Annotated in this window: 1 protein-coding gene; it reads left to right on the top strand. The window is 26.0% G+C overall.

The genetic code is table 11. The annotated features are described in order from the left end of the window. Positions 1 to 20 precede the first annotated feature (20 nt). Positions 21 to 392, top strand: coding sequence for an SVM family protein (locus tag Q8777_RS02665; protein WP_318749375.1), 372 nt, complete (start codon positions 21 to 23; stop codon positions 390 to 392). The last annotated feature ends 277 nt before the right edge of the window (positions 393 to 669 follow it).

Here is a 669-nt window from a genome sequence, read left to right as displayed (position 1 = left end):
AAAAGGAGTTATAAGTTAAAATGATGCAAATAAAAAAAAAATTACATCTTTTACCATTCTTTTTGATTAGTTGTTTAGGTATGTTTTTAATAATCAATGATAATCCCATTATGGCATCAAGCAATGGTCATGCTAATAATGGTCATAATATAAATAATAATCAGTCAGATTTTGAAATACAAGCAAATATTTTACTAGATTTGAATTTACAACAAGCTCGATTGGTACAACAAATTTTTCAGGCTAGAGCAAATAATGCTTCTGAGGAATTTATTAATAATTTAATGGCACAAAATATACAATTAAGCCAAAGGATTGCTAATCAACAAAGAATTTTACATAACACTATACCCCAACATTCAAATCGTTCGAATAATTCTGGTCGAAATTAAGTCAATTCAATTTTTCTATTATAACTAAAGATTCTTTAAACAAAATTATTTTTGATTCCCTATTGATTAAAAGAATTAATCACGAAAATAACTAAAAGATTATCGAAAAAAAATACAAAATTGATTTTTTATTTTTTTAACTAAAATAATCCTAACCAACTTTTTATTCTGTTTGGGAGTGAACCAATGTTTCATTTGTTTATAGTTAAAACAAATTTCGCGGTGAAAAAGAAAAATAGAGCCTCTGGGGGAGGCGCTATTTCGATATCGATAGTTA

Source organism: Candidatus Phytoplasma stylosanthis, from assembly GCF_032886435.1.
In the GTDB taxonomy this organism is placed as follows: Bacteria; Bacillota_I; Bacilli_A; order Acholeplasmatales; family Acholeplasmataceae; genus Phytoplasma; species Phytoplasma stylosanthis.
The sequence above is the reverse complement of the archived record's forward strand: the minus strand, read 5'-3'. Positions and strand labels throughout refer to the sequence as shown.